Genomic DNA, 18421 nt, shown 5'->3' on the forward strand with positions numbered 1-18421 from the left:
GGTTACGCTGCCGTATGCGGGTTCGGCGACCGGCGCGCAAGCGGCGCGCCGGCCAGGGCGGTTTGGCATTACCCCACCGGGCGCACACCCGTGCGCGCGATCAGTCCACGATCCCGGCGCGATCCTCGATCGCCATCAGCGTCGCCGTGAGGAGCGCGCAGAGCTTGCGGCTCCCGGCGTCGCCGGCGATCGCCTCGGCGAACACCTCCGCCTGGGAGAGCGTGAGCGTGCGCCCGGCCTTCACCACGGTCCCGATCGCCACGAGGCGCGCGCCGGCGGCCGGGGCGAGGAGGTTGATCTTGAACTCGGCGGTGAGGACGCCGCGGCCCTCCGGCATGCGCGTGAGCGCGGCGTAGCCGGCGGCTGAATCGGCGATGGTCGCGACCGCTCCGGCATGCACGAACCCGTGCTGCTGGAAGAGCGCCGGCACGACGGGCAGCACGATGACGACTCGGCCGGGCTCGACGGATTCGAGCGTGGCGCCGAGCGTCGTCATCAGCGCCTGCTTGGCGAAGCTCGCCTCGATGCGGGCCGCGGTGGCGGCGAGAGACGTCACGCGGCGTGCTTCCGCGCATCCGCGGCGTCCGCCGCGCGGCGCACGTGGGCGACGGCCTCGCGAAGGGTCTCGAGCCCCGCGCCCGGCTTCACAGCCTCCATGGCCAGGTGGCGGCGATAGGCGCGCGCGCCGGGACGCCCGGCGAAGAGGCCGAGCATGTGGCGCGTGATGGTCGACAGCCGCGCTCCCTCCGCCAGCCGCGCGGCGACGTAGGGCTCGAAGGCCTCAACCGCCTCGAACCCGTCCGCCACGGGCGCCGGCTCGCCGAACAGATCCGGGTCGACACGCAGCAGGATCTCCGGGTCGTGATAGGCCGCGCGCCCCAGCATCACGCCGTCGACGTGATCCAGTGCGTCGCGGCAGGTCTCGATCGTGGCGATGCCGCCGTTCAGGGCGACGGGGAGGTCCGGCAGGCGCGCCTTGAGCCGGTGCACGCGCCCGTAATCGAGGGGCGGCACGTCGCGGTTCTCCTTGGGGGAAAGCCCCTGCAGCCAGGCTTTTCGCGCATGCACGACGAGGGCGTCGGCGCCGGCGGCGACCACGGCGTCGGCGAGCGCGTCGAGCGCCGCCTCCGGATCCTGGTCGTCGACGCCGATGCGGCACTTCACGGTGACGGGCACGGATACGGCAGCCTTCATCGCCGCCACGCAGTCGCCCACGAGCGCCGGCTCGCGCATCAGGCAGGCGCCGAAGCGCCCGTCCTGCACCCGGTCGGACGGGCAGCCGATATTGAGGTTCACCTCGTCGTAGCCGAGATCCGCGCAGATCCGCGCCGCCTCGGCGAGCTCGCTCGGATCCGACCCGCCGAGCTGCACGGCTACGGGATGCTCCGCCTGCGAGAAGCCGAGCAGGCGTTCGCGATCGCCGTGGATCACGGCGCCGGTCGTCACCATCTCCGTGTAGAGCCGCGCGCGCCGCGACAGGACGCGATGGAACGCCCGGCAGTCGCGGGTCGTCCAGTCCATCATCGGTGCGACGCAGAAGCGGATGTCGTCTGGAATCATGGCTCCGAGATAGCCGCGAGGCCGCGCTGCGGCAAGCGCCGGCGAGCTCTCGGGGCCCCGCGCGGGCCCCCGTTCCCACCGCCGACGGCGCGTTGACTTTCGGGGTCCCATCCTGCATAAGCCGCCCGACTGGAGCGGCGCTCGTGCGAGCGACGTCGGCTCCCCTGTGCACCACGACACGATTCGGGCCGTCGAAGCGCGAGCAGCGCGTGCGGGTCTCTTTCACGGAGACCGCGTGCCGCCGGGAATGCGGCCCCGAGACAGACGAGAGCGGAGACGAGGCCGTGAAGAGGACGTATCAACCCAGCAAGATCGTGCGCAAGCGCCGTCACGGCTTCCGTGCGCGCATGGCGACGGTCGGCGGCCGCAAGGTCATCGCGAACCGTCGCTCCAAGGGGCGCAAGCGCCTCTCCGCGTGAGGAGAGGCGGGTCGTGGAGGGCGATCGAGCGATGCGCGGACCTGACGACGCGCCGCTTGTCGGTCGCCTGACGAAACGACGGGAGTTCGTCGCGGCGGCCTCGGGCCGCCGTTTCCATTCGGAGCGCATGACGGTCCAAGGCCTCAGGCGCGACGACGAGGGGACGCTGCGCGTCGGCTTCACCGTGACCAAGAAGGTCGGCCACGCCGTCGAGCGCAACCGCATCAAGCGGCGGCTGCGCCACGCCGCGCGCGAGGCCCTCGCTCGCGGCGGCGCCGACCTCGGCTGCGGCGCGCGGCATGACGCCGCGGCGGATCGCGTCCCGGACGCGCCCCTCCCCCCGCATCCGCTGCCCCCGGCGGATATCGTCGTCATCGCGCGACGTCCGGCGCTCCAGGCGCCGTATTCTTCCCTCATTGACGATCTCGCGCGCGCCCTCCACGTGGTGACGAAGCCCGGCGGCGCGCGGCCCGATCGCGGAGGCGCCCCGCGCGGACCCCGCCGCGGGCGCGGCGACGCCTCCGGGCAGACGAGCCGGCGCGACGCGCCACCTTCCGGCCTTTCCGAAAAGACACCGTAGAGCTCCATGCGCGACGAAGACTCCCGCAACCTGATCCTGGCGATCGTCCTCTCGGTGATCGTGTTCGTCGGCTGGACGTATTTCTACGCCGCCCCGCAGGCGCAGCGCGAAGCCGACCTCGCGGCTCAGCAACAGGCGGCCCAGGCGGTCGACCCGGCCCGGCCGAACCTGCCGCTGCCCTCCGACGGCGGCGTCGCCCCCGGCGCGCCGACGCAGACCGTCGCCCCCGGCACGAATCTGCCGGCGACCCGCGAGGCCGCGATCGCGGCCGCGCCCCGCATCCCGATCTCGACGCCCTCCAAGGAGGGCTCGATCAACCTGCGCGGCGCGCGGATCGACGACCTGATCCTGAAGGACTACCAGGAGACGACGGACCCCGATTCGGACCCGATCGTCCTCCTTTCCCCCTCGAACAGCGCCAATCCCTACTATGCCGAGTTCGGCTGGGTCGGCGGCGGCGAGGTGCCCGGCGGCCTGCCCGATTCGCAGACCGTGTGGCAGACGAACGACGAGGCGCTCACCCCCGCGACGCCGGTGACGCTCACCTTCGTCAACGAGGCGGGCCTGACCTTCGAGCGCACCATCACGGTGGACGAGGACGCGCTCTTCACCGTCGAGGACCGCGTCCTCAACGAGACAGGCGCGCCCGTCACGCTCTACCCCTACGGCTTGGTCTCCCGCCACGGCGTGCCGAACGTCATGGGTTACTTCGTGCTGCACGAGGGCTTCATCGGCGTGCTGGGCGAGGAAGGCCTGCAGGAATGGGGCTACGACGACGTGGCGGAGGCCGAGCGCCTCTCGGCCAACGTCACGGGCGAGAGCTGGGCCGCGGAGACCGGCGGCTGGGTCGGCATCACCGACAAGTACTGGGCCACCGCCATCGTGCCGGACCAGGACACGGCCTTCACCGGACGGTTCACGTCGGAGGCGAGCGGGGGCAGCCCGGTCTTCCAGGCCGACGCGCTGGGTGCCGCGCGAACGCTGGCGGCGGGCGAGGAGCTCGTTTCGACCAAGCGCCTCTTCGCGGGCGCCAAGGAGGTCGACGTCGTCGACGGCTACGCCGAGGCCTTCGACATCCGCCAGTTCGACCTCCTGATCGATTGGGGATGGTTCTACTTCATCACCAAGCCGATGTTCTACGCGCTGGACTTCTTCTTCACGATGTTCGGCAATTTCGGCGTCGCGATCCTGATCGTGACCGTGATCCTGAAGCTGTTCTTCCTGCCGCTCGCCAACAAGTCCTACGCCTCCATGGCCAAGATGAAGGCCGTGCAGCCGGAGATGATGGCCATCCGCGACCGCTACGGCGACGACCGGATGAAGCAGCAGCAGGAGCTGATGGAGCTCTACAAGCGCGAGAAGATCAATCCGGTGGCCGGCTGCTGGCCGGTGCTGATCCAGATCCCGGTCTTCTTCGCGCTCTACAAGGTGCTGTTCGTCACGATCGAGATGCGGCACGCGCCCTTCTTCGGCTGGATCCAGGATCTCGCCGCGCCGGATCCGACGTCGATCTTCAACCTCTTCGGGCTCATCCCCTGGGAGACCCCGGCGCTGCTGACGGTCGGCATTTGGCCGATCCTCATGGGCGTGACGATGTTCGTCCAGATGAAGATGAACCCCGAGCCGCCGGACCCGGTGCAGAAGGCCGTATTCACCTGGATGCCGGTGATCTTCACCTTCATGCTGGCGTCGTTCCCCGCGGGTCTCGTCATCTACTGGGCCTGGAACAACCTCCTCTCCGTCCTGCAGCAGGGCTTCATCATGCGCCGCCACGGCGTGAAGATCGAGCTGTGGGACAACATCAAGAAGATGCTCGGCGCCGGACGCGCCGCGGCGAAGGGGTGACCGCACGGACCTCGCTCGCACCAGGCGAGCAAGGTCGCTTCTCCGGCGCGAGATCGCTCGCACCTTTGCGCACGATGGCCGGACGCAGTACGCTCGTGCGGCATTCGACGAGGGCCCGGTCCATGCACATCGATGCTCGAAGCGAGGGACGGATCGCCGTCGCGGAAGAGCTGCTCCGCGAGGCGGAGCGGCACGAGGTGGACGTGTCCCGAGCGGCGGAGGACGGCCTGCGCCGCGCCATCGAGAGCGCACGCGTGGCGCGATGGCTCGCCGAGAACGAGACCGCGATCGACGGCGCGAACCGTTGGGTCGAGACCAACGGCCTGCCGCTCGCCGGCTTCCGCCCCGCCTGATGCCGGACCTGCAGGGTCCTAGACCGAGACGCCATAGGTCAAAATCGTAAGCGAGGCGGCTGTCGGCGGCCGCAACGTTCATATGCCGTGTGCTTGCCCTCCGACCGGCGCAGGCCTATGTTTGAAGCATAGGCCGGAGGGATGCCATGAACGAAGTGCGTCGGGTCAGTCTGTTCCGCAATGGCCGAAATCAGGCAGTCCGCATTCCGCGCGAATATGAGCTGCCCGGGACGGAGGCGATCGTACGCCGCCAGGGCGCGACGCTCGTGATCGAGCCCGTACCGGCAACCTCACTGCTCGAATGGCTCGCGACGGCGGAGCCGGTCGACGAGTCTTGGCCCGAGGTCGACGATCCGCCGCCTGAGGAGGTCGAACTCTGAAGTACCTTCTCGACACCAACGTACTCTCGGACCTGATTCGAAACCCGAGATCTAGCCCCGTCACCTCACGCATCGCAGCAGTGGGTGAGCATGCCGTGCTCACGAGCCCCTTCGTCGCATGCGAGCTGCGCTACGGTGCGATCAAGAAGGACTCGAGCCGTCTTGCCGCGGCGGTCGACGCGCTGCTGCAGCGCCTTGTCGTGGCCGATATCGACACCAATGCTCTCGTGCATACCTATGCTCGCGCACGTGCTGATCTGGAGCGCGCAGGAGAGCCTATCGGCGCCATGGACCTCCTCATCGCGTGCCATGCCCTGTCGCTCGGCTGCGTTGTCGTCACGCGCAACCGGCGTGAATTCTCACGCGTGCACGGCCTAGCTGTCGAGAACTGGCTCGACTGATACCACCCCCGCCCACCGTCCCCTCACTGCAGCCCGTTTCCGCCCGGCGGGGTGATCGCGATCGGCGGTGGCTCGAGGCGGGGGAACATCTCCAGCCGGTCGATGCGTTGGCGCAGCTGTCCTTCCTCGAAAGTCTGCTGGCGCTCGAACTCGCCGAGACGTCGCTGGAGCTGCAGATCGCGGTTGGTGCGATCGATCGTGCGCTCCGCCGGCGTGCGCAGGGGCAGAGGCCCCGGCGCCTGCGCGGCGGCCGGTGAGAGCGCGAGGAGGAGCGCGGACATCGCCGCGGGGAGGATGCGTATCGTCATGCCCTAGAGATGGGGATGCGACCATGGCCACGCCAAGGCGGGCCGTCGCGGACACCACGACATGGCCCGGCTCTTCCGCTCGGCCCGCGCTTTGGCTAAAGCACGAGCATGAGCACCGAAAGCAGCACTTCGAGCGACACCCGGGCGCCGGTCGTCATCCTGGTCGAGCCGCAGATGGGCGAGAACATCGGCATGGCCGCCCGCGCCATGGCGAACTTCGCGCTTCCCGAGATGCGCCTCGTCGCGCCTCGCGACGGCTGGCCGAACCCGGCCGCGACAGCGACGGCCGCGGGGGCGACGCATCTCCTCGAGAGCGCCACGGTCTTTCCCGACACGCGCGCGGCAATCGCCGACCTCACCCTCGTCTACGCGACGACGGCGCGCGAGCGCGGGCAGATGAAGCGCGTCCTCGGCCCGAAGGAAGCCGTGGCGGAGGCCCGCCCGGCGATCGCCGGCGGGGGGCGCGTGGGCATCCTCTTCGGGCGCGAGCGCGAGGGGCTGTGGAACGACGAGATCGCGCTCGCGGACGCGATCCTCACCTATCCGGTGGACCCGGCCTTCCCGTCCCTGAACCTCGCCCAGGCGGTGCTGCTTTTGGGCTACGAATGGTTCTCGCAGTCGCAAGAGGGCGCGCTGCCCTTCGCGGAGGTGGAACGGGTGCCGGCGTCCCGCGAGATGGTGGTCTCGTTCTTCGACTTCCTCGAGGCCGAGCTCGACGCGCGCGGCTTCTACCCGCCCGAGAAGCGCACCACCATGACCCGCAACATGCGCGACATGTTCCTGCGCCGCGGCCTCTCCGAGCAGGAGGTGCGCACCTTCCGCGGCGTCGCCTCGACGCTGATGCGCTCGCCGCGCAAGCTGGCGGGCGACGAGCCGGCGGCGTGACGCGCCTCCTGGTCCTCGATTCCGGCGTCGGCGGGCTGACCGTGCTCTCCGAGATCCGCCGGGCGCGCCCGGACGCCGAGATCCTCTACCTCGCCGACGACGCGTTCTTCCCCTATGGCGGTCTCGCGGAGGAGGCGCTCGTCGCGCGGGTCGTGGCGCTCGTGGAGGAGAGCCTGCGCGACTTTCCCGCGGACGGCGTCGTCGTCGCCTGCAACACGGCCTCCACGCTCGTCCTCGCGCCTCTGCGGGCGCGACTCGGGATCCCGATCGTCGGAACCGTCCCCGCGGTGAAGCCCGCGGCCGCGGCCTCGCAGACGAAGCGCTTCAGCGTGCTCGCGACGCCCGGCACCGTGCGGCGGGACTATACCCTCGCGCTGATCGCCGAGCACGCGGCCGGCTGCGCCGTCACCCTCGTCGGCGCGCCCCGCCTCGCGGCCTACGCGGAAGCCGAGCTCATGGGCGCGCCCGTGCCGGACGCCGATCTCCTGGCGGAGATCGCGCCCAGCTTCGTCGAGGCGGACGGCACGCGCACGGACGCGGTCGTCCTCGCCTGCACGCACTACCCCCTCCTCGTCGCGCGCTTCGAGCGGATCGCCCCCTGGCTCGTGGCCTGGCTCGACCCCGCGCCCGCAATCGCGCGGCGGGTGACGAACCTCTTCGGCGAGTCCGCCGCGGACGCGCCGCCGGCGCCGGCCGCGATCCGCTTCACCAGCGGGCGCACGCCGGCGCCGCCCCTCGCCGAGGCGCTCGCCGCCCGCGGGCTGACGCTCGCCCGGCCCTAGCCCAGCGCCGGCAGCGGCCCGGCGAAGCGCCGCTCGGGCAGACCGCGGATGCCCTCCCCCGCGAGATCGCACACGAAGATGCCGCCGGCGAGCGGCTGGTTCGCATAGTCGGCCGGCGAGAGGCTCTCGCGCGCCGTCGTCACGTAGAGCCGATCGAGGTTCGGCCCGCCCAGGCAGCAGCAGGTGACCTGGCGCGCGGGAACGGTGACGCGGATGTCCGGCGTGCCGTCCGGCCGGTAGCGCTGCACGCATCCCCCGTCGAAGCGCGCGTTCCACAGCCCGCCCTCGGCGTCGACGCAGGCGCCGTCCGGCACGCCCTCGCTCTCGTCGAGCCGCACGAACACCGACCGCTCGCCGAGCGCGCCGGTCCCCGGCTCGCGCGGGAAGCGCCAGATCGTCCGCGTCGGGCTGTCGGCGAGATACATGGCCGTGCCGTCCGGCGAGAAGCCGACGGCGTTGGTAATGGAGATGCCGGAGACGAGCGTCGTCTCGCCGGCGCCGTCGAAGCGGATCACCCGGGAGACCGGCGCGAGGTCGACCTCGTCCATGCCGCCCACCACGAAGGCGCCGTCGGGATCGCAGCGCCCGTCGTTCATGCGCGTCTGCGGCAGGTCCGGCTCGAACGTGGTGAGCCGCGCGCGTGCGCCGGTGCGCGGATCGTAAACGAAGAGCCCGCTCGCGAAGGCGCCGATCGTGCGCCCGCTCCCGTCCGCGGCGAAGGCGAAGGCGGTGAGGCGCTCGGGCAGGGCGAGGCTCCGGAGGTCGCGGCCGTCGGCATCGCAGGAGAGGACCAGGCGAGCGTGGATGTCCGTCCACCACAGCCGCCCGTCGTCCGGGTTCCACTGGATGCCCTCGGCGAGAACCGCGCCGGTGGGCACGAGGAGCCGGGCTTCGAGGGTGCGCATGGTGCCTCCGTCACGACGTGTAATCAGCCGGCGAGACCTTTGACGATCGCGCGCGCCGCGTCTAGCGTCCGGCTCGCCTCGCCTCCTCCCCACCGGAGCCCAGCATGACCCAGCCGAACGCCACCGGCGAGCCCCGCGCCCGCTACCGCGACCTCGCGGAGAAGACCGTCTTCGTCTCAGGCGGCGCCACCGGCATCGGCGCGGACCTCGTCACCGCCTTCGCGCATCAAGGTGCGACGGTCGCCTTCGTCGATCTCGACGCCGAGGCGGGCGAGGCCTTGCGCACGCGGCTCGAGGCGCAGACCGGCGCGCGCCTCGCCTTCACCCGGGTGGACGTGACGGACACGGCCGCGCTCGTCGCCGCCATCGACGCCGCCGCGGGCCATCAGGGGCGCCTCGACGTCCTCGTCAACAACGCCGCCAACGATCGCCGCGCCGCCGTCGAGACCGTCGGCCCGGCGGACTGGGACGCGGCCATGGCCGTGAACCTGAAGCACCAGTTCTTCGCCGCCCAGGCCGCCCACCGCCACATGAAGCCGCGGCGGGCGGGCTCGATCCTCAATCTCGGCTCGACGTCCTACAAGCTCGGCGTTCCCGACCTCACGGCCTACGCCACGGCGAAATCCGCCGTGCGCGGCCTCACCCGCCAGCTCGCCCGCGAATGGGGGCGCGACCTCGTGCGCGTGAACGCCATCGTGCCCGGCGCCATCCTCACCGAGAAGCAGCTCGCGCTTTGGATCTCCCCCGAAAAGGAGCGCGAGATCCTCGCCCAGCAATGCCTGCCCCGCCGCCTCGTCGGCTCGGACGTCGCCGAGATGGCCCTCTTCCTCGCATCCGACGTGTCGAGCGCCTGCACCGGCCAGGATTTCGTCGTCGACGGCGGACTGACCTGAGGGGGCGCCACCTCTCGATGGCGCAGCACGGCCGCACGCGACATCCCGTCCGGCCACGCTCCGGAACCGCGCCCTCGCTCGACGGGTTTTCCTCGCGAGGAATCCCGAACCGTGAAGGAGCGACCCCATGAAAGGTCCCGCAGTATCCTTGAAGCATCTCCAGCGTGCCATCACGATGGAGCTGACCACCGTCAACACCTACGAGCTCCAGGCCGCGAAGCTGCGCGACTGGGGCGTCGACCAGCTCGCCGACCGCATGTCGGAGGAGGTCGAGGAGGAGCGCGGCCACTTCCACCGCTTCCTCGACCGCTTGCTGTTTCTGGAGGGCGAGGCCAACGTCCACGATCTCGACCCGATCAAGCAGGACGACACCATCCGCGCCATGTTCGACACGCAGCTGAAGATGGAGAACGAGGCACGCGACTATTACGACAAGGCCGCCCGCGAAGCCCGCGACGCCGGCGACCTCGGCACGTTCGACCTCTTCCGCTCGATCCTCAAGGACGAGGAGGAGCACATCGACTTCGTCGAGACCCAGTTCGACCTCATGGAGCTGATGGGCGACCAGCTGTACGTCTCGCGGCAGGTGTCGTCGACGGCGGAGCAGGAGGAGGAGGACTGACGGTCGGCCGCTGCGCCTCGACGCCAGGCTTCCGCTCTGGCAGGATCGCGCCGCCGGGGGTTCTTCCCGGCGGCGGCGTTCCTACCTCTGGGGAACGTCACCCGAGAGAGGGCCCGAGCATGAGCCAGCCGCGCGTCAAGACGAACGAGATCGATCCCGTGGTGGGCACCGTGGACCCCGTCTGGGCGCGGGCCCGCCGCGAGGCGGAGGCGGTGGTGCAGGCGGAGCCGTCGCTGACGAACTTCCTGCTCACCAACATCCTCAATCACCCCTCGCTCGAGGCCGCGGTGATCCACCGCGTCGCCGCGCGGCTCGCGCATCCGGCGCTCTCGGCGACGCTCATCGAGCAGACCTATCGCGAGGCGCTGCGGCAGGCCCCGGACATCGGCGAGGCCTTCCGCTCCGACATCCTCGCCGTCGCCGATCGCGACCCCGCCTGCACCCGCCTCATCGAGCCGATGCTCTACTTCAAGGGCTTCCACGCCATCCAGACGCACCGGCTCGCGCACTGGCTGTGGACGAACGGGCGCACGGATTTCGCGCTCTACCTGCAGAGCGTCTCCTCCGAGGTCTTCCAGACGGACATCCACCCCGCCGCCCGGATGGGTCGCGGCGTCTTCCTCGACCACGCCACCGGCCTCGTCGTCGGCATGACGGCGGTGATCGAGGACGACGTTTCCATGCTGCAGAACGTGACGCTCGGCGGCACGGGCAAGGTGGAGGGCGATCGCCACCCGAAGATCCGCCGCGGCGTGCTGCTCGGCGCAGGCGCCAAGGTGCTGGGCAACATCGAGGTGGGACATTGCGCCCGCATCGCGGCCGGCTCCGTCGTGCTCAAGGACGTGCCGGCGAACACCACGGTCGCGGGCGTGCCCGCCAAGGTGGTGGGCGAGGCCGGCTGCGCCGAGCCCGCGCGCACGATGGACCAGATCCTCGCCGAGAGCATCCCTCCCGCGTGAGCCGCGGGTTGCCCCGGGCGCGCGCGCGTGTCATGCGGGGGCGATCCACGCACGAACCGAACGAGGCCGTTCCTTGACGAAATCCGAGCTCGCCAAAGTCGAAGGCTACCTGCGCCGCACCTTCTCGAACCACTCGATCAGCGTTCGCGCGCGCCCGAAGAAGGACGATTCGGCCGAGGTCTACATCGGCGACGAGTTCATCGGCGTGCTCTTCCTCGACGACGAGGACGAGGACCGCTCCTACCAGTTCCAGATGGCGATCCTCGACACCGACCTCGACGAGGCCTGAGCGCGCCCGCGCGCGCCCTCCCCTGTTGCCGCTCGCTCACCGCGGGGTGAGCGAGTCGGCGAGCGTGCGGAAGCGCGGCGCCCAGGTGTCGCGCTCCTCCGCCCGGGCGACCGCGATGACGCGGATGAAGCCCTGATCCAGGAAGCGGATCGTCTGCTGCACGACGACCGGCACGCCCGAACGCTCCGTCGCCGTCGCCACCGCCTCGTGCCAATCGGCATTGTCCTGCCGGAAGGTCTCGGCCCGCTCGATCCGAATGTTCTCGAGCCCCGCCAGCCCGTTCAGCGCCCGGCGCGCAAAGTCGTCGCGACGATCCTCGGGGGGCGAGATCTCCTGCGAGGCCGCGACGATGACGACGGGCTGGTCCGCCTCCTCGACGACGTTGTCCTCGCCCTCGGTGAAGAGCACCGAATTGCCGCCGGTGACGCGCACCGGCCGGAAGCCCGCGCGATCACCGATGGCGAAGGGCAGCGCCCCGATCTGATCCTCCAGCCCCGGCGGCTCGCGCAGGGCGATCGTGCCGAGCGCCGCCTCGATGGCCTGGCGCGTATAGGCCGGCTGCAGCGGGACGCGCTGGGCGATCACGATCGCCGTCTGGTCGGGCGTACGGGCAGCGACCACCCACTTGTCCACCGTGAGGCTCTGCTGGAGCCGCTGCTCACCGGAGACCATGAAGGCCTCCGTCGCGCCCTCGATCTCCACGGGCTCGCGCATCGGCTCGGCGAAGCCCTGGGCGGGCAGGTTCTCCGGCGCGTAGCGCGTGGAGATCGCCTCCCACTCCTCCGCAGGCGCCGTGATCAGCGCGATGAAGGTGCCGTCCTGCGGGTTCTCGAAGCCGAGGAAGCGGGTGGAGGGCCGCATGCCGGGTAGCGGCGCGACGCCGATGGAGGCGCCGGGCAGGAACGTCACCTGCTCGGCCGGGCGGACCTCGGGCGCGCTCGCGGCGGGGTCGGGGCTCGTCGTCTGCGCGAGGCTCGGCGTCGCCGCGGGCACGACCAGCGCGAGCGCCAGGGCGCAGGCGGCGAGATGGCGGGGGAGCGTGGTCATCGAGGGTACCTCCCGTCGGCGCCGGACGGGCCGGCGCTCGTTCTCGGTGTCAGGCGGGCGGGGTGACCCGCCGGAGCGTCAGGTTGATGCGGCCGGGCGCGTCGAGCAAGGTCGAGGAGCCGGCGAGGATGCGATCGATTCCGTGGAAGACGAGCCGCGAGGGCCCGCCGATCACCACCGCGTCGCCGGATGCGAGCCGGATCGAGCGCGTCGGCGCCTTCCGCTCGGTCCCGCCGAAGCGAAAGATCGCCGTGTCGCCGAGGGACAGCGAGACGACGGGCGCCTCGAGATCCGCCTCGTCCCGGTCCTGGTGGAGGCCCATCTTGGCGCTCGCCTCGTACCAGTTGACGAGGCAGGCCTCGGGGGGATGCGGGTAGGCGGCGAGGTCGTCCCAGGCGGCACGCACGAGATCGGGCATCGGCGGCCAGGGCGCCCCGGTGACCGGATGCGTCGGCTGGTAGCGATAGCCGCCCTCGTCCGAGACCCAGCCGAGCGCGCCGCAATTCGTCATGCGTACGGAAAACGGCTTTCCCGTGCGCGGCATGCGTGGGGTGAAGAGCGGGGCGGCGCGCACCGTCTCGCGCAGGGCGTCGCGCAGGCGGACCTGCGCGGCACCGTCGAGATAGCCGGGGACGTGGAGGAGCCCCGGCGCGAGCGCGAGCCGCGGCGCGCTCACTGGTCGATCGTCTCCTTCGAGATCACCCGCGTGTCCTCGCCCAGGCGGTAGACGAAGGGGATGCCCGTGGGCAGCTCGAGCTTCGAGACCTCCTCCGTCGTCATGCCGTCGAGCACCATCATCAGCGCGCGCAGCGAATTGCCGTGGGCGGCGACGAGGACGCGCTCGCCGCGCATGACCCGGGGCAGGATCTCGCGGATGTAGTAGGGCAGCACGCGGGCCACCGTGTCCTTCAGGCTTTCGCCGCCGGGCGGCTGCACGTCGTAGGAGCGCCGCCAGAGGAAGACCTGCTCCTCGCCCCACCTGGCGCGCGCGTCGTCCTTGTTGAGGCCGGCCAGATCGCCGTAATCGCGCTCGTTGATGGCGGCGTCGGCGATGGTCGGGAGCCCCTCCTGGCCGAGCTCGCCCAGCATGATCCGGCAGGTGTGCTGGGCGCGGGTCAGCGCGGAGGTGAAGGCGACGTCGAACTGGTAGCCGCGCGCCTTGAGGCGCCGCCCGCCGAGCTGCGCCTCCTCGACGCCGAGCTCGGTGAGCTCCGGGTCCTTCCAGCCGGTGAAGAGGTTCTTCTTGTTCCAGTCGCTCTGCCCGTGGCGGGCCAAGACCAGGAGACGCTCCATGGAGGGGGGATCCTTCTCGCGGTTGTCGATGGGGGTGAGATCAGCCCAGGCCGAGCACGTCGGCCATGGAATGGAAGCCCGGATCGCGCCCGCGCGACCAGAGCGCGGCCGTGACCGCGCCACGGGCGAAGAGCGCGCGGTCCTCGGCCACGTGGCGCATCTCGATGCGCTCGCCGGGGCCGGCGAAGATCACGGTATGGTCGCCGACGACGGAGCCGCCGCGCAGCGTCGCGAAGCCGATGTCGCCCTCGCGCCGCGCGCCGACGTGCCCGTCACGGCTGCGCACGGCCGTGTCCACGAGCGAGACCTCTCGCCCGGCGGCGGCCGCTTCGCCCAGGAGGAGCGCGGTGCCGGACGGGGCATCGACCTTGTGACGATGGTGCATCTCGACGATCTCGACGTCGAAGTCCGGCCCGAGCGCGGCGGCGGCGCGCCGCACCAGGCTCGCGAGCAGGTTCACGCCGAGCGACATGTTGCCGGACTGGACGACGACGCAGCTCTCGGCCGCCTTCCGGAGCGCGGCGAGATCCTCCGCCGCGAGACCCGTCGTGCCGACGATGTGGGCGATGCCGCGCTCGGCGCAGAGCACGGCGAGCGCACGCGTCGCCGCCGGGGCGGTGAAGTCGAGGACGGCCTCGGCCCCCTCGATCGCCCGCGCCGGATCCTCGCCGATCGCGACCCCGAGCGCCGGGAGCCCGGCGAGCACGCCGGCATCGGCCCCGACGGCGTCCGAGCCGGAACGCTCGAAGGCGCCGGAGAGCCTGCAGCCCTCCGTCTCGGCGATCGTCCTGATCAGCATCCGACCCATCCGCCCGGCGGCGCCGACCACGGCGAGACGCATCTCCTCCATCGCGCCCTCCTGCGAAGCGTGCACCGCGGGTATAGGACGCCGGCGCGCACGAGGAAAGTGTCCCGTGCGCGCGACGCCTTGTCCTCACAGCAGCCGCCCCTGCCCGTCCTCGTCGGAATTGCGCGTCGGCGCGCCGCGGGCGGTGCCGCCGCCTTCGGGCGCAGGGGCTTCCGCAGCCAGCGGCTCCACGTTCGAGGGATCGTCGTTGGCGACCTTGTTCACCCGCGGCGAGACGGGGTGCATGGTCAGCCACGCGTCCGGGCACGGCCGCGCCAGCGCGCGCGCCTCCGCATCACTCGTGCCCTCCACGTCGAGCCAGCGGCGCACGCCCTCCTCGCCGAGGATCGCGGGCATACGGTCGTGGATCGCGGCGAGCGTGCCGTTGGCGCTCGTCGTGACGATGGCGGCGGTGTCGATCTCGCCGCCGGTCGCGTCGCTGTAGGTCTCCCACAGGCCCGCCATGGGCATCGGCCCGCCCGAGGCCATGCGGATCAGGTAGGGCGCCTTGGTCTTGCCCTCCCGGCGCCATTCGTAGAAGCCGTCGGCGAGGAAGATGCAGCGCCGCCGCTTCATCGCGGCCTTGAAGGTGGGCTTCTCCAGCAGCGTCTCGGAGCGGGCGTTGATCACGAGGGGGAAGTCCTTGGGGTCCTTCACCCAGCCCGGCAGGAAGCCCCAGCGCACGAGCTTGAAGTGCGGGGCGCCGTTCTCGCGCACCACGATGGGCACGGGCTGCGTCGGCGCCACGTTGTAGCGCGGCGGGAAGTTCGGCGTCTGCGCATAGCCGAACGCCTCCCGGAAGACCTCGGGCGTGAGCGCGATGACGAAACGACCGCACATGGGCTCCCCTTCCCTCCGATCGCGATCGGAAGTAACGCTTTGTTCGGTCCCGTCCGCCAGGATGGGCCACCGAGGACGACCCCGCGACGGCGCACCACCCATGCACGGCCCGATCGACGAGACGCACGCGGCGCCGGCGCCTTCGGACGCCGCCATCGAGGGCCTCTCGAACGACTACCTCAACCATTACAGCGAGGTCCTGATGCTCGTCGAGCTGGCGGCGCAGGATCCCGACGCCGTGGACGATCTCGCCGCCTGGCGGCCGGTGGACTATCCCACCTATTTCGGCGCCTCGCACCTACGCCGCGCGCCGGCGGCGCGGGCCGCCTACGAGGCGCTGCCCGACGAGCGGCGCGCCGCCTTCGAGGCGCTGACGCGGGCGATGGACAATCTCTCGACGACGGCGATCCGGGCGCTGCGCCCACCCTGTGAGCCCGACGACGCGGCGCACGTCGCCGAGGTCACCGGCCCGGCGCTGCGTCGCCTCATCGCGCGCGCGAGCGCCTTCCTCAATTCCGGCGGGCGCGAGCTGCCGGACGAGGCCGAGGTCGAGGCCGCCCAGCGGGCCACGGATCGGCTCCTCGAGCGCACCCTCGCGGAGACCGGCTGATGCCGGTGCGCGCCATCGTGCGCTTTCCGGATCCGGTGCTCTCGCAGCCGGCGGAGGCGATCGGCACGCCGGACGACGCGACCCGCGCGCTGGCGCAGGACCTCCTCGACACGATGCGCGCGGCGCCCGGCGTCGGCATCACCGCCCCGCATGTCGGCGTCCTCGTGCGCCTCGTCGTCATCGAGCTGCCGGGAGACGCCGCGCCCGCCTTCTATTGCGACCCGCGCGTGATCGCCGCGTCAACCGAGACCGCGCGGTTCACGGAAGGCTCGGTGTCGATGCCCGGGATCACGGACGAGGTGGAGCGCCCCGCGCGGGTGCGCGTCGCCTTCAGCGACCTCGACGGCACGCCGCGGGAGGAGGAGGCGCAGGGCTTCCGCGCGGCCTGCCTGCAGCACGAAATCGACCAGCTCGACGGCGTCTTCTGGCTGCGCCGCCTCACGCGCCTGCGCCGCGAGCGCGCGATGAAGCGCTGGGAGAAGGCGCGGCGCTGAGAGACCGGCGCCGGCTCGGCGAGATCAATTGTCGTTCGGCAGGATCGACAGCGGCGCCGGCCCGGGCGTGGCCGCCGCCGGCGCGCTCGCGGCCGGGCGCAGGGCGGGCGCGGAGGTGGCGCCGAGGCGCTCCTGAAGCGCGGCGGCGCGGGCCTGCGTCCAGCGGGCCGCGCACAGGCCCTGGCGATCCTCGCCGGCGTAGCGCGCGCAGGTCGTCACCCGCTCCGCCGAGAAGCCCGCCTGCTCGGCGAGGACGGCGCGAAGCGCATCCCCCTCGCTGCGCTCGGAGAGCGTGCGGAAGGCGGCGCGCACGGCTTCGTCGGCCTCCGCGAGATCGCGCTCCAGGCGCGCGGGATCGGTGGGCAGCGCCTCGGGCTGCGGGCCCCACATGCCGCTCGCATCGACCCGGCAATCCGCCGCCTCGAAGGTGCACAGGCCCTCGGTCCACAGGAGCGCCGCATCGGCGAAGAGCGTGACGACGACCGGGCAGGCCGGCGCCGCGAGGCGGTAGCGCGCATAGCGCCCGAGCGGCGTCACCGGCTGCAGGGCGACGCCCGCCTCCCCGTCCGCGATGGTGACGGCGCAGGCCTCCTGCGGGTTCGCGATCCCCTGCCCTTCGAGCGTCAGCGTCGCGACGAGGCCGCCCTGCGGGCCGCGGGCGATGTCGAGCGCGCCCGTGCGCGCGTCGCGGTGGAGCGTCAGCTGGGTGATGTCGGCCGGCGGAGGCAGCGCGGCCCGCTCGGCGGCCGGAGCGTTCGGCGGGATCGGCGCCGCGGGAGCGACGGGAGACGTCGGCGCGACGGGTGCGGGGACGCTCGGGCTCGGCGCGATCGGCGCGGGCTGCGGCGCGCCCGCGGGCGGCTGCGAGAACTGCGCGCCGGGCAATTGCAGCGGCTGCGCCGACGCCGCGCCCGGGAGCGCGGATACGAGGAGCGGCAGCGAGAACGCGAGGGCGCAGAGGGCTGTGCGGGACAAGTACGAGGTTCCGGAACCGTTCGCGACCGCTCGACCCTAGGCGAGCCGCGCTCCGGAGTCCATCGTGGGGGCGAAGACGACGAAGCGGGTCTTGCGTTGAGCGATGGAAGATCCTACGATCTCCACGCGGTTGGGAGGTCTGCCTTTGCAGACCGTCGGAGAGCTGCTCCGCCCGGCCGCCTTTTCATGCCCGAATCCTGTTTGCCGACGATGCATCTCCTCTACCTGGACGATTCCGGTTCGGTGAAGAACCCGGACGATCCTCACATTGTCTTGGCCGGGCTCGCTGTCTTCGAGTGACAGCCGCACTGGTTTTCCCAGGAGCTGGACAGCCTCGCGGCCGAGATCTGGCCAGATGCACCGTGGAGCCTGGAGTTCAGAGGCGCCGACATCTACGCCGGACGTCGGCATTGGCGCGGAATTCCTCGTGAAGAGCGGATCGCAGCTTATACTCGCGCGATGCAAGTGCTCGGCCGATCAGGTCGCGTCAGGCTCTTCGGCGCGGTCATCCACAAGAGAGCCGTGTCTCCGGAAGATCCGATGGAGCTCGCCTTCGAGCAGCTCTGCAACCGATTCGATCGGCTGCTCGGACGCATGCACCGCGCGGGAGACACGCAGCGAGGCATGATCATCCTGGACGAGACCTCGTACGAGACATCTCTCCAGGCGCTGGCACGCGATTTCCGACTCATGGGTCATCGATGGGGGCAGCTGCGGAACCTCTGTGACGTTCCGCTCTTCGTGAACTCGCAGGCGACCCGGATGATACAGTACGCCGACATGATCGCGTATGCGCTGCGGAGGTACTACGACAAAGGAGATTCGTCTCTCTTCGATCTCGTCGCCCACCGTTTCGATGCCGAGGGCGGCGTGCTTCACGGGCTCGTCCACTACACGCCGAGCGGTGAGGAGTGCCATTGCTTCACCTGCCGGCAGCGGCGCACATGAACCGCGATTCCAGCACCGCTCCACCCTTGAACGGCCGCGCCCTCCCGCCCATGTCCCGCCTTGCGGCGTGATTTGGGCGAGCCTATATCAGCCGCGACCCGAACGGGGCCGGAGCGCGGCGCGTGCACCACGCGCGACACGGCCGGCTCCAGCCGAAATGGAACGTGTGAAGTCAGCCATGGGCCG

25 protein-coding genes are annotated in these 18421 nt (G+C 71.3%); 15 read left to right on the plus strand and 10 right to left on the minus strand.

Going from position 1 to position 18421, the window contains the following annotated elements; all coding sequences use genetic code 11:
* Window positions 1-100: 100 nt before the first annotated feature.
* Both IEX89_RS04245 and dusA read right to left on the minus strand, forming a co-directional pair.
* Window positions 101-556, minus strand: a complete 456-nt coding sequence (locus IEX89_RS04245) for a PaaI family thioesterase (RefSeq protein WP_308423807.1) — start codon at window positions 554-556, stop codon at window positions 101-103.
* Window positions 553-1560, minus strand: a complete 1008-nt coding sequence (gene dusA, locus IEX89_RS04250; RefSeq protein WP_188909905.1) for a tRNA dihydrouridine(20/20a) synthase DusA — start codon at window positions 1558-1560, stop codon at window positions 553-555. Before dusA ends, IEX89_RS04245 begins: the two co-directional genes overlap by 4 nt.
* A 284-nt stretch (window positions 1561-1844) precedes the next feature.
* On the opposite strand from dusA, the gene rpmH reads away from it, so the two are divergent.
* The 6 genes from rpmH to IEX89_RS04280 all read left to right on the plus strand — a co-directional run bounded on the left by rpmH (window position 1845) and on the right by IEX89_RS04280 (window position 5538).
* A complete protein-coding gene (rpmH, locus tag IEX89_RS04255; RefSeq protein WP_188909907.1) occupies window positions 1845-1979 on the plus strand; it encodes a 50S ribosomal protein L34 in 135 nt (44 codons plus the stop codon).
* 31 nt (window positions 1980-2010) lie between these two features.
* Window positions 2011-2559, plus strand: coding sequence for a ribonuclease P protein component (gene rnpA, locus IEX89_RS04260; protein WP_188909909.1), 549 nt, complete (start codon window positions 2011-2013; stop codon window positions 2557-2559).
* 6 nt (window positions 2560-2565) lie between these two features.
* Complete coding sequence (gene yidC, locus IEX89_RS04265; RefSeq protein ID WP_188909911.1) at window positions 2566-4404, plus strand: membrane protein insertase YidC; 1839 nt, start codon at window positions 2566-2568, stop codon at window positions 4402-4404.
* A 122-nt stretch (window positions 4405-4526) separates the two neighbouring features.
* Complete coding sequence (locus tag IEX89_RS04270) at window positions 4527-4757, plus strand: type II toxin-antitoxin system CcdA family antitoxin (RefSeq protein WP_188909913.1); 231 nt, start codon at window positions 4527-4529, stop codon at window positions 4755-4757.
* A 146-nt stretch (window positions 4758-4903) separates the two neighbouring features.
* Complete coding sequence (locus IEX89_RS04275) at window positions 4904-5137, plus strand: antitoxin (RefSeq protein WP_188909915.1); 234 nt, start codon at window positions 4904-4906, stop codon at window positions 5135-5137.
* Window positions 5134-5538, plus strand: coding sequence for a type II toxin-antitoxin system VapC family toxin (locus IEX89_RS04280; RefSeq protein ID WP_188910083.1), 405 nt, complete (start codon window positions 5134-5136; stop codon window positions 5536-5538). The genes IEX89_RS04275 and IEX89_RS04280 overlap by 4 nt, the downstream gene beginning before the upstream one ends.
* A gap of 23 nt (window positions 5539-5561) precedes the next feature.
* Here the strand turns inward: IEX89_RS04280 and IEX89_RS04285 are convergent, their stop codons facing one another.
* Window positions 5562-5846, minus strand: coding sequence for a hypothetical protein (locus tag IEX89_RS04285; protein ID WP_188909917.1), 285 nt, complete (start codon window positions 5844-5846; stop codon window positions 5562-5564).
* A 108-nt stretch (window positions 5847-5954) separates the two neighbouring features.
* On the opposite strand from IEX89_RS04285, the gene IEX89_RS04290 reads away from it, so the two are divergent.
* Window positions 5955-6731 carry an RNA methyltransferase gene (locus tag IEX89_RS04290; RefSeq protein WP_188909918.1) on the plus strand — a complete coding sequence of 259 codons (777 nt, stop codon included), beginning with the start codon at window positions 5955-5957 and terminating at the stop codon, window positions 6729-6731.
* Window positions 6728-7513: a glutamate racemase gene (murI, locus tag IEX89_RS04295; RefSeq protein ID WP_188909921.1), complete on the plus strand. Its 786-nt coding sequence runs from the start codon at window positions 6728-6730 to the stop codon at window positions 7511-7513. Before IEX89_RS04290 ends, murI begins: the two co-directional genes overlap by 4 nt.
* Here the strand turns inward: murI and IEX89_RS04300 are convergent.
* Window positions 7510-8418, minus strand: coding sequence for an SMP-30/gluconolactonase/LRE family protein (locus IEX89_RS04300; protein ID WP_188909924.1), 909 nt, complete (start codon window positions 8416-8418; stop codon window positions 7510-7512). The genes murI and IEX89_RS04300 overlap by 4 nt on opposite strands.
* Before the next feature lie 104 nt (window positions 8419-8522).
* On the opposite strand from IEX89_RS04300, the gene IEX89_RS04305 reads away from it, so the two are divergent.
* The 4 genes from IEX89_RS04305 to IEX89_RS04320 all read left to right on the plus strand — a co-directional run bounded on the left by IEX89_RS04305 (window position 8523) and on the right by IEX89_RS04320 (window position 11181).
* Window positions 8523-9311 carry an SDR family NAD(P)-dependent oxidoreductase gene (locus IEX89_RS04305; RefSeq protein WP_188909926.1) on the plus strand — a complete coding sequence of 263 codons (789 nt, stop codon included), beginning with the start codon at window positions 8523-8525 and terminating at the stop codon, window positions 9309-9311.
* Window positions 9312-9438: 127 nt separating this feature from the next.
* On the plus strand, window positions 9439-9933 hold the full coding sequence (locus tag IEX89_RS04310; protein ID WP_188909928.1) for a ferritin-like domain-containing protein: 495 nt from the start codon (window positions 9439-9441) through the stop codon (window positions 9931-9933).
* Window positions 9934-10052: 119 nt separating this feature from the next.
* Entirely contained in the window at window positions 10053-10892 is an 840-nt protein-coding gene (gene cysE, locus IEX89_RS04315) for a serine O-acetyltransferase (RefSeq protein WP_188909930.1), read from the plus strand.
* A gap of 73 nt (window positions 10893-10965) precedes the next feature.
* Window positions 10966-11181, plus strand: coding sequence for a DUF3126 family protein (locus IEX89_RS04320; protein ID WP_188909932.1), 216 nt, complete (start codon window positions 10966-10968; stop codon window positions 11179-11181).
* 36 nt (window positions 11182-11217) lie between these two features.
* Here the strand turns inward: IEX89_RS04320 and IEX89_RS04325 are convergent, their stop codons facing one another.
* The 5 genes from IEX89_RS04325 to IEX89_RS04345 form a co-directional block, all read right to left on the minus strand.
* Window positions 11218-12228, minus strand: a complete 1011-nt coding sequence (locus IEX89_RS04325; protein WP_188909934.1) for a hypothetical protein — start codon at window positions 12226-12228, stop codon at window positions 11218-11220.
* A 49-nt stretch (window positions 12229-12277) separates the two neighbouring features.
* Complete coding sequence (locus IEX89_RS04330; RefSeq protein ID WP_188909936.1) at window positions 12278-12904, minus strand: alpha-ketoglutarate-dependent dioxygenase AlkB family protein; 627 nt, start codon at window positions 12902-12904, stop codon at window positions 12278-12280.
* Window positions 12901-13521, minus strand: coding sequence for a 2,3-bisphosphoglycerate-dependent phosphoglycerate mutase (locus tag IEX89_RS04335; RefSeq protein ID WP_188909938.1), 621 nt, complete (start codon window positions 13519-13521; stop codon window positions 12901-12903). Before IEX89_RS04335 ends, IEX89_RS04330 begins: the two co-directional genes overlap by 4 nt.
* A 40-nt stretch (window positions 13522-13561) precedes the next feature.
* A complete protein-coding gene (dapB, locus tag IEX89_RS04340; protein ID WP_188910085.1) occupies window positions 13562-14362 on the minus strand; it encodes a 4-hydroxy-tetrahydrodipicolinate reductase in 801 nt (266 codons plus the stop codon).
* A 93-nt stretch (window positions 14363-14455) separates the two neighbouring features.
* Entirely contained in the window at window positions 14456-15208 is a 753-nt protein-coding gene (locus IEX89_RS04345; protein ID WP_188909940.1) for an SOS response-associated peptidase, read from the minus strand.
* Between the two features lie 100 nt (window positions 15209-15308).
* Between IEX89_RS04345 and IEX89_RS04350 the strand changes: the two genes are divergently transcribed.
* Window positions 15309-15818, plus strand: a complete 510-nt coding sequence (locus tag IEX89_RS04350) for a hypothetical protein (RefSeq protein ID WP_188909942.1) — start codon at window positions 15309-15311, stop codon at window positions 15816-15818.
* The gene (locus tag IEX89_RS04355; protein WP_188909944.1) at window positions 15818-16312 is read left to right on the plus strand and encodes a peptide deformylase; all 495 of its coding nucleotides are present in this window, start codon (window positions 15818-15820) and stop codon (window positions 16310-16312) included. Before IEX89_RS04350 ends, IEX89_RS04355 begins: the two co-directional genes overlap by 1 nt.
* Window positions 16313-16336: 24 nt before the next feature.
* Here the strand turns inward: IEX89_RS04355 and IEX89_RS04360 are convergent, their stop codons facing one another.
* Complete coding sequence (locus IEX89_RS04360) at window positions 16337-17287, minus strand: hypothetical protein (RefSeq protein WP_188909945.1); 951 nt, start codon at window positions 17285-17287, stop codon at window positions 16337-16339.
* A 459-nt stretch (window positions 17288-17746) separates the two neighbouring features.
* Between IEX89_RS04360 and IEX89_RS04365 the strand changes: the two genes are divergently transcribed.
* Window positions 17747-18235 (plus strand): DUF3800 domain-containing protein, encoded by a 489-nt coding sequence (locus IEX89_RS04365; RefSeq protein ID WP_280513906.1) that lies wholly within the window; start codon window positions 17747-17749, stop codon window positions 18233-18235.
* Window positions 18236-18421: the final 186 nt, after the last annotated feature.

The sequence above is a fragment of the Salinarimonas ramus genome (assembly GCF_014645695.1).
Lineage (GTDB): Bacteria > Pseudomonadota > Alphaproteobacteria > Rhizobiales > Beijerinckiaceae > Salinarimonas > Salinarimonas ramus.

What these genes read in the sequence shown, in the direction of transcription:
- IEX89_RS04355 (WP_188909944.1), top strand. Translation starts at nt 15,818, where the DNA reads ATGCCGGTGCGCGCCATCGTGCGCTTTCCGGATCCGGTGCTCTCGCAG.
- IEX89_RS04310 (WP_188909928.1), top strand. Translation starts at nt 9,439, where the DNA reads ATGAAAGGTCCCGCAGTATCCTTGAAGCATCTCCAGCGTGCCATCACG.
- IEX89_RS04290 (WP_188909918.1), top strand. Translation starts at nt 5,955, where the DNA reads ATGAGCACCGAAAGCAGCACTTCGAGCGACACCCGGGCGCCGGTCGTC.
- cysE (WP_188909930.1), top strand. Translation starts at nt 10,053, where the DNA reads ATGAGCCAGCCGCGCGTCAAGACGAACGAGATCGATCCCGTGGTGGGC.
- IEX89_RS04270 (WP_188909913.1), top strand. Translation starts at nt 4,527, where the DNA reads ATGCACATCGATGCTCGAAGCGAGGGACGGATCGCCGTCGCGGAAGAG.
- rnpA (WP_188909909.1), top strand. Translation starts at nt 2,011, where the DNA reads ATGCGCGGACCTGACGACGCGCCGCTTGTCGGTCGCCTGACGAAACGA.
- yidC (WP_188909911.1), top strand. Translation starts at nt 2,566, where the DNA reads ATGCGCGACGAAGACTCCCGCAACCTGATCCTGGCGATCGTCCTCTCG.
- dapB (WP_188910085.1), bottom strand. Translation starts at nt 14,362, where the DNA reads ATGCGTCTCGCCGTGGTCGGCGCCGCCGGGCGGATGGGTCGGATGCTG.
- IEX89_RS04285 (WP_188909917.1), bottom strand. Translation starts at nt 5,846, where the DNA reads ATGACGATACGCATCCTCCCCGCGGCGATGTCCGCGCTCCTCCTCGCG.
- IEX89_RS04350 (WP_188909942.1), top strand. Translation starts at nt 15,309, where the DNA reads ATGCACGGCCCGATCGACGAGACGCACGCGGCGCCGGCGCCTTCGGAC.
- IEX89_RS04275 (WP_188909915.1), top strand. Translation starts at nt 4,904, where the DNA reads ATGAACGAAGTGCGTCGGGTCAGTCTGTTCCGCAATGGCCGAAATCAG.
- IEX89_RS04325 (WP_188909934.1), bottom strand. Translation starts at nt 12,228, where the DNA reads ATGACCACGCTCCCCCGCCATCTCGCCGCCTGCGCCCTGGCGCTCGCG.
- IEX89_RS04345 (WP_188909940.1), bottom strand. Translation starts at nt 15,208, where the DNA reads ATGTGCGGTCGTTTCGTCATCGCGCTCACGCCCGAGGTCTTCCGGGAG.
- IEX89_RS04335 (WP_188909938.1), bottom strand. Translation starts at nt 13,521, where the DNA reads ATGGAGCGTCTCCTGGTCTTGGCCCGCCACGGGCAGAGCGACTGGAAC.
- IEX89_RS04305 (WP_188909926.1), top strand. Translation starts at nt 8,523, where the DNA reads ATGACCCAGCCGAACGCCACCGGCGAGCCCCGCGCCCGCTACCGCGAC.
- IEX89_RS04300 (WP_188909924.1), bottom strand. Translation starts at nt 8,418, where the DNA reads ATGCGCACCCTCGAAGCCCGGCTCCTCGTGCCCACCGGCGCGGTTCTC.
- dusA (WP_188909905.1), bottom strand. Translation starts at nt 1,560, where the DNA reads ATGATTCCAGACGACATCCGCTTCTGCGTCGCACCGATGATGGACTGG.
- IEX89_RS04365 (WP_280513906.1), top strand. Translation starts at nt 17,747, where the DNA reads ATGCAAGTGCTCGGCCGATCAGGTCGCGTCAGGCTCTTCGGCGCGGTC.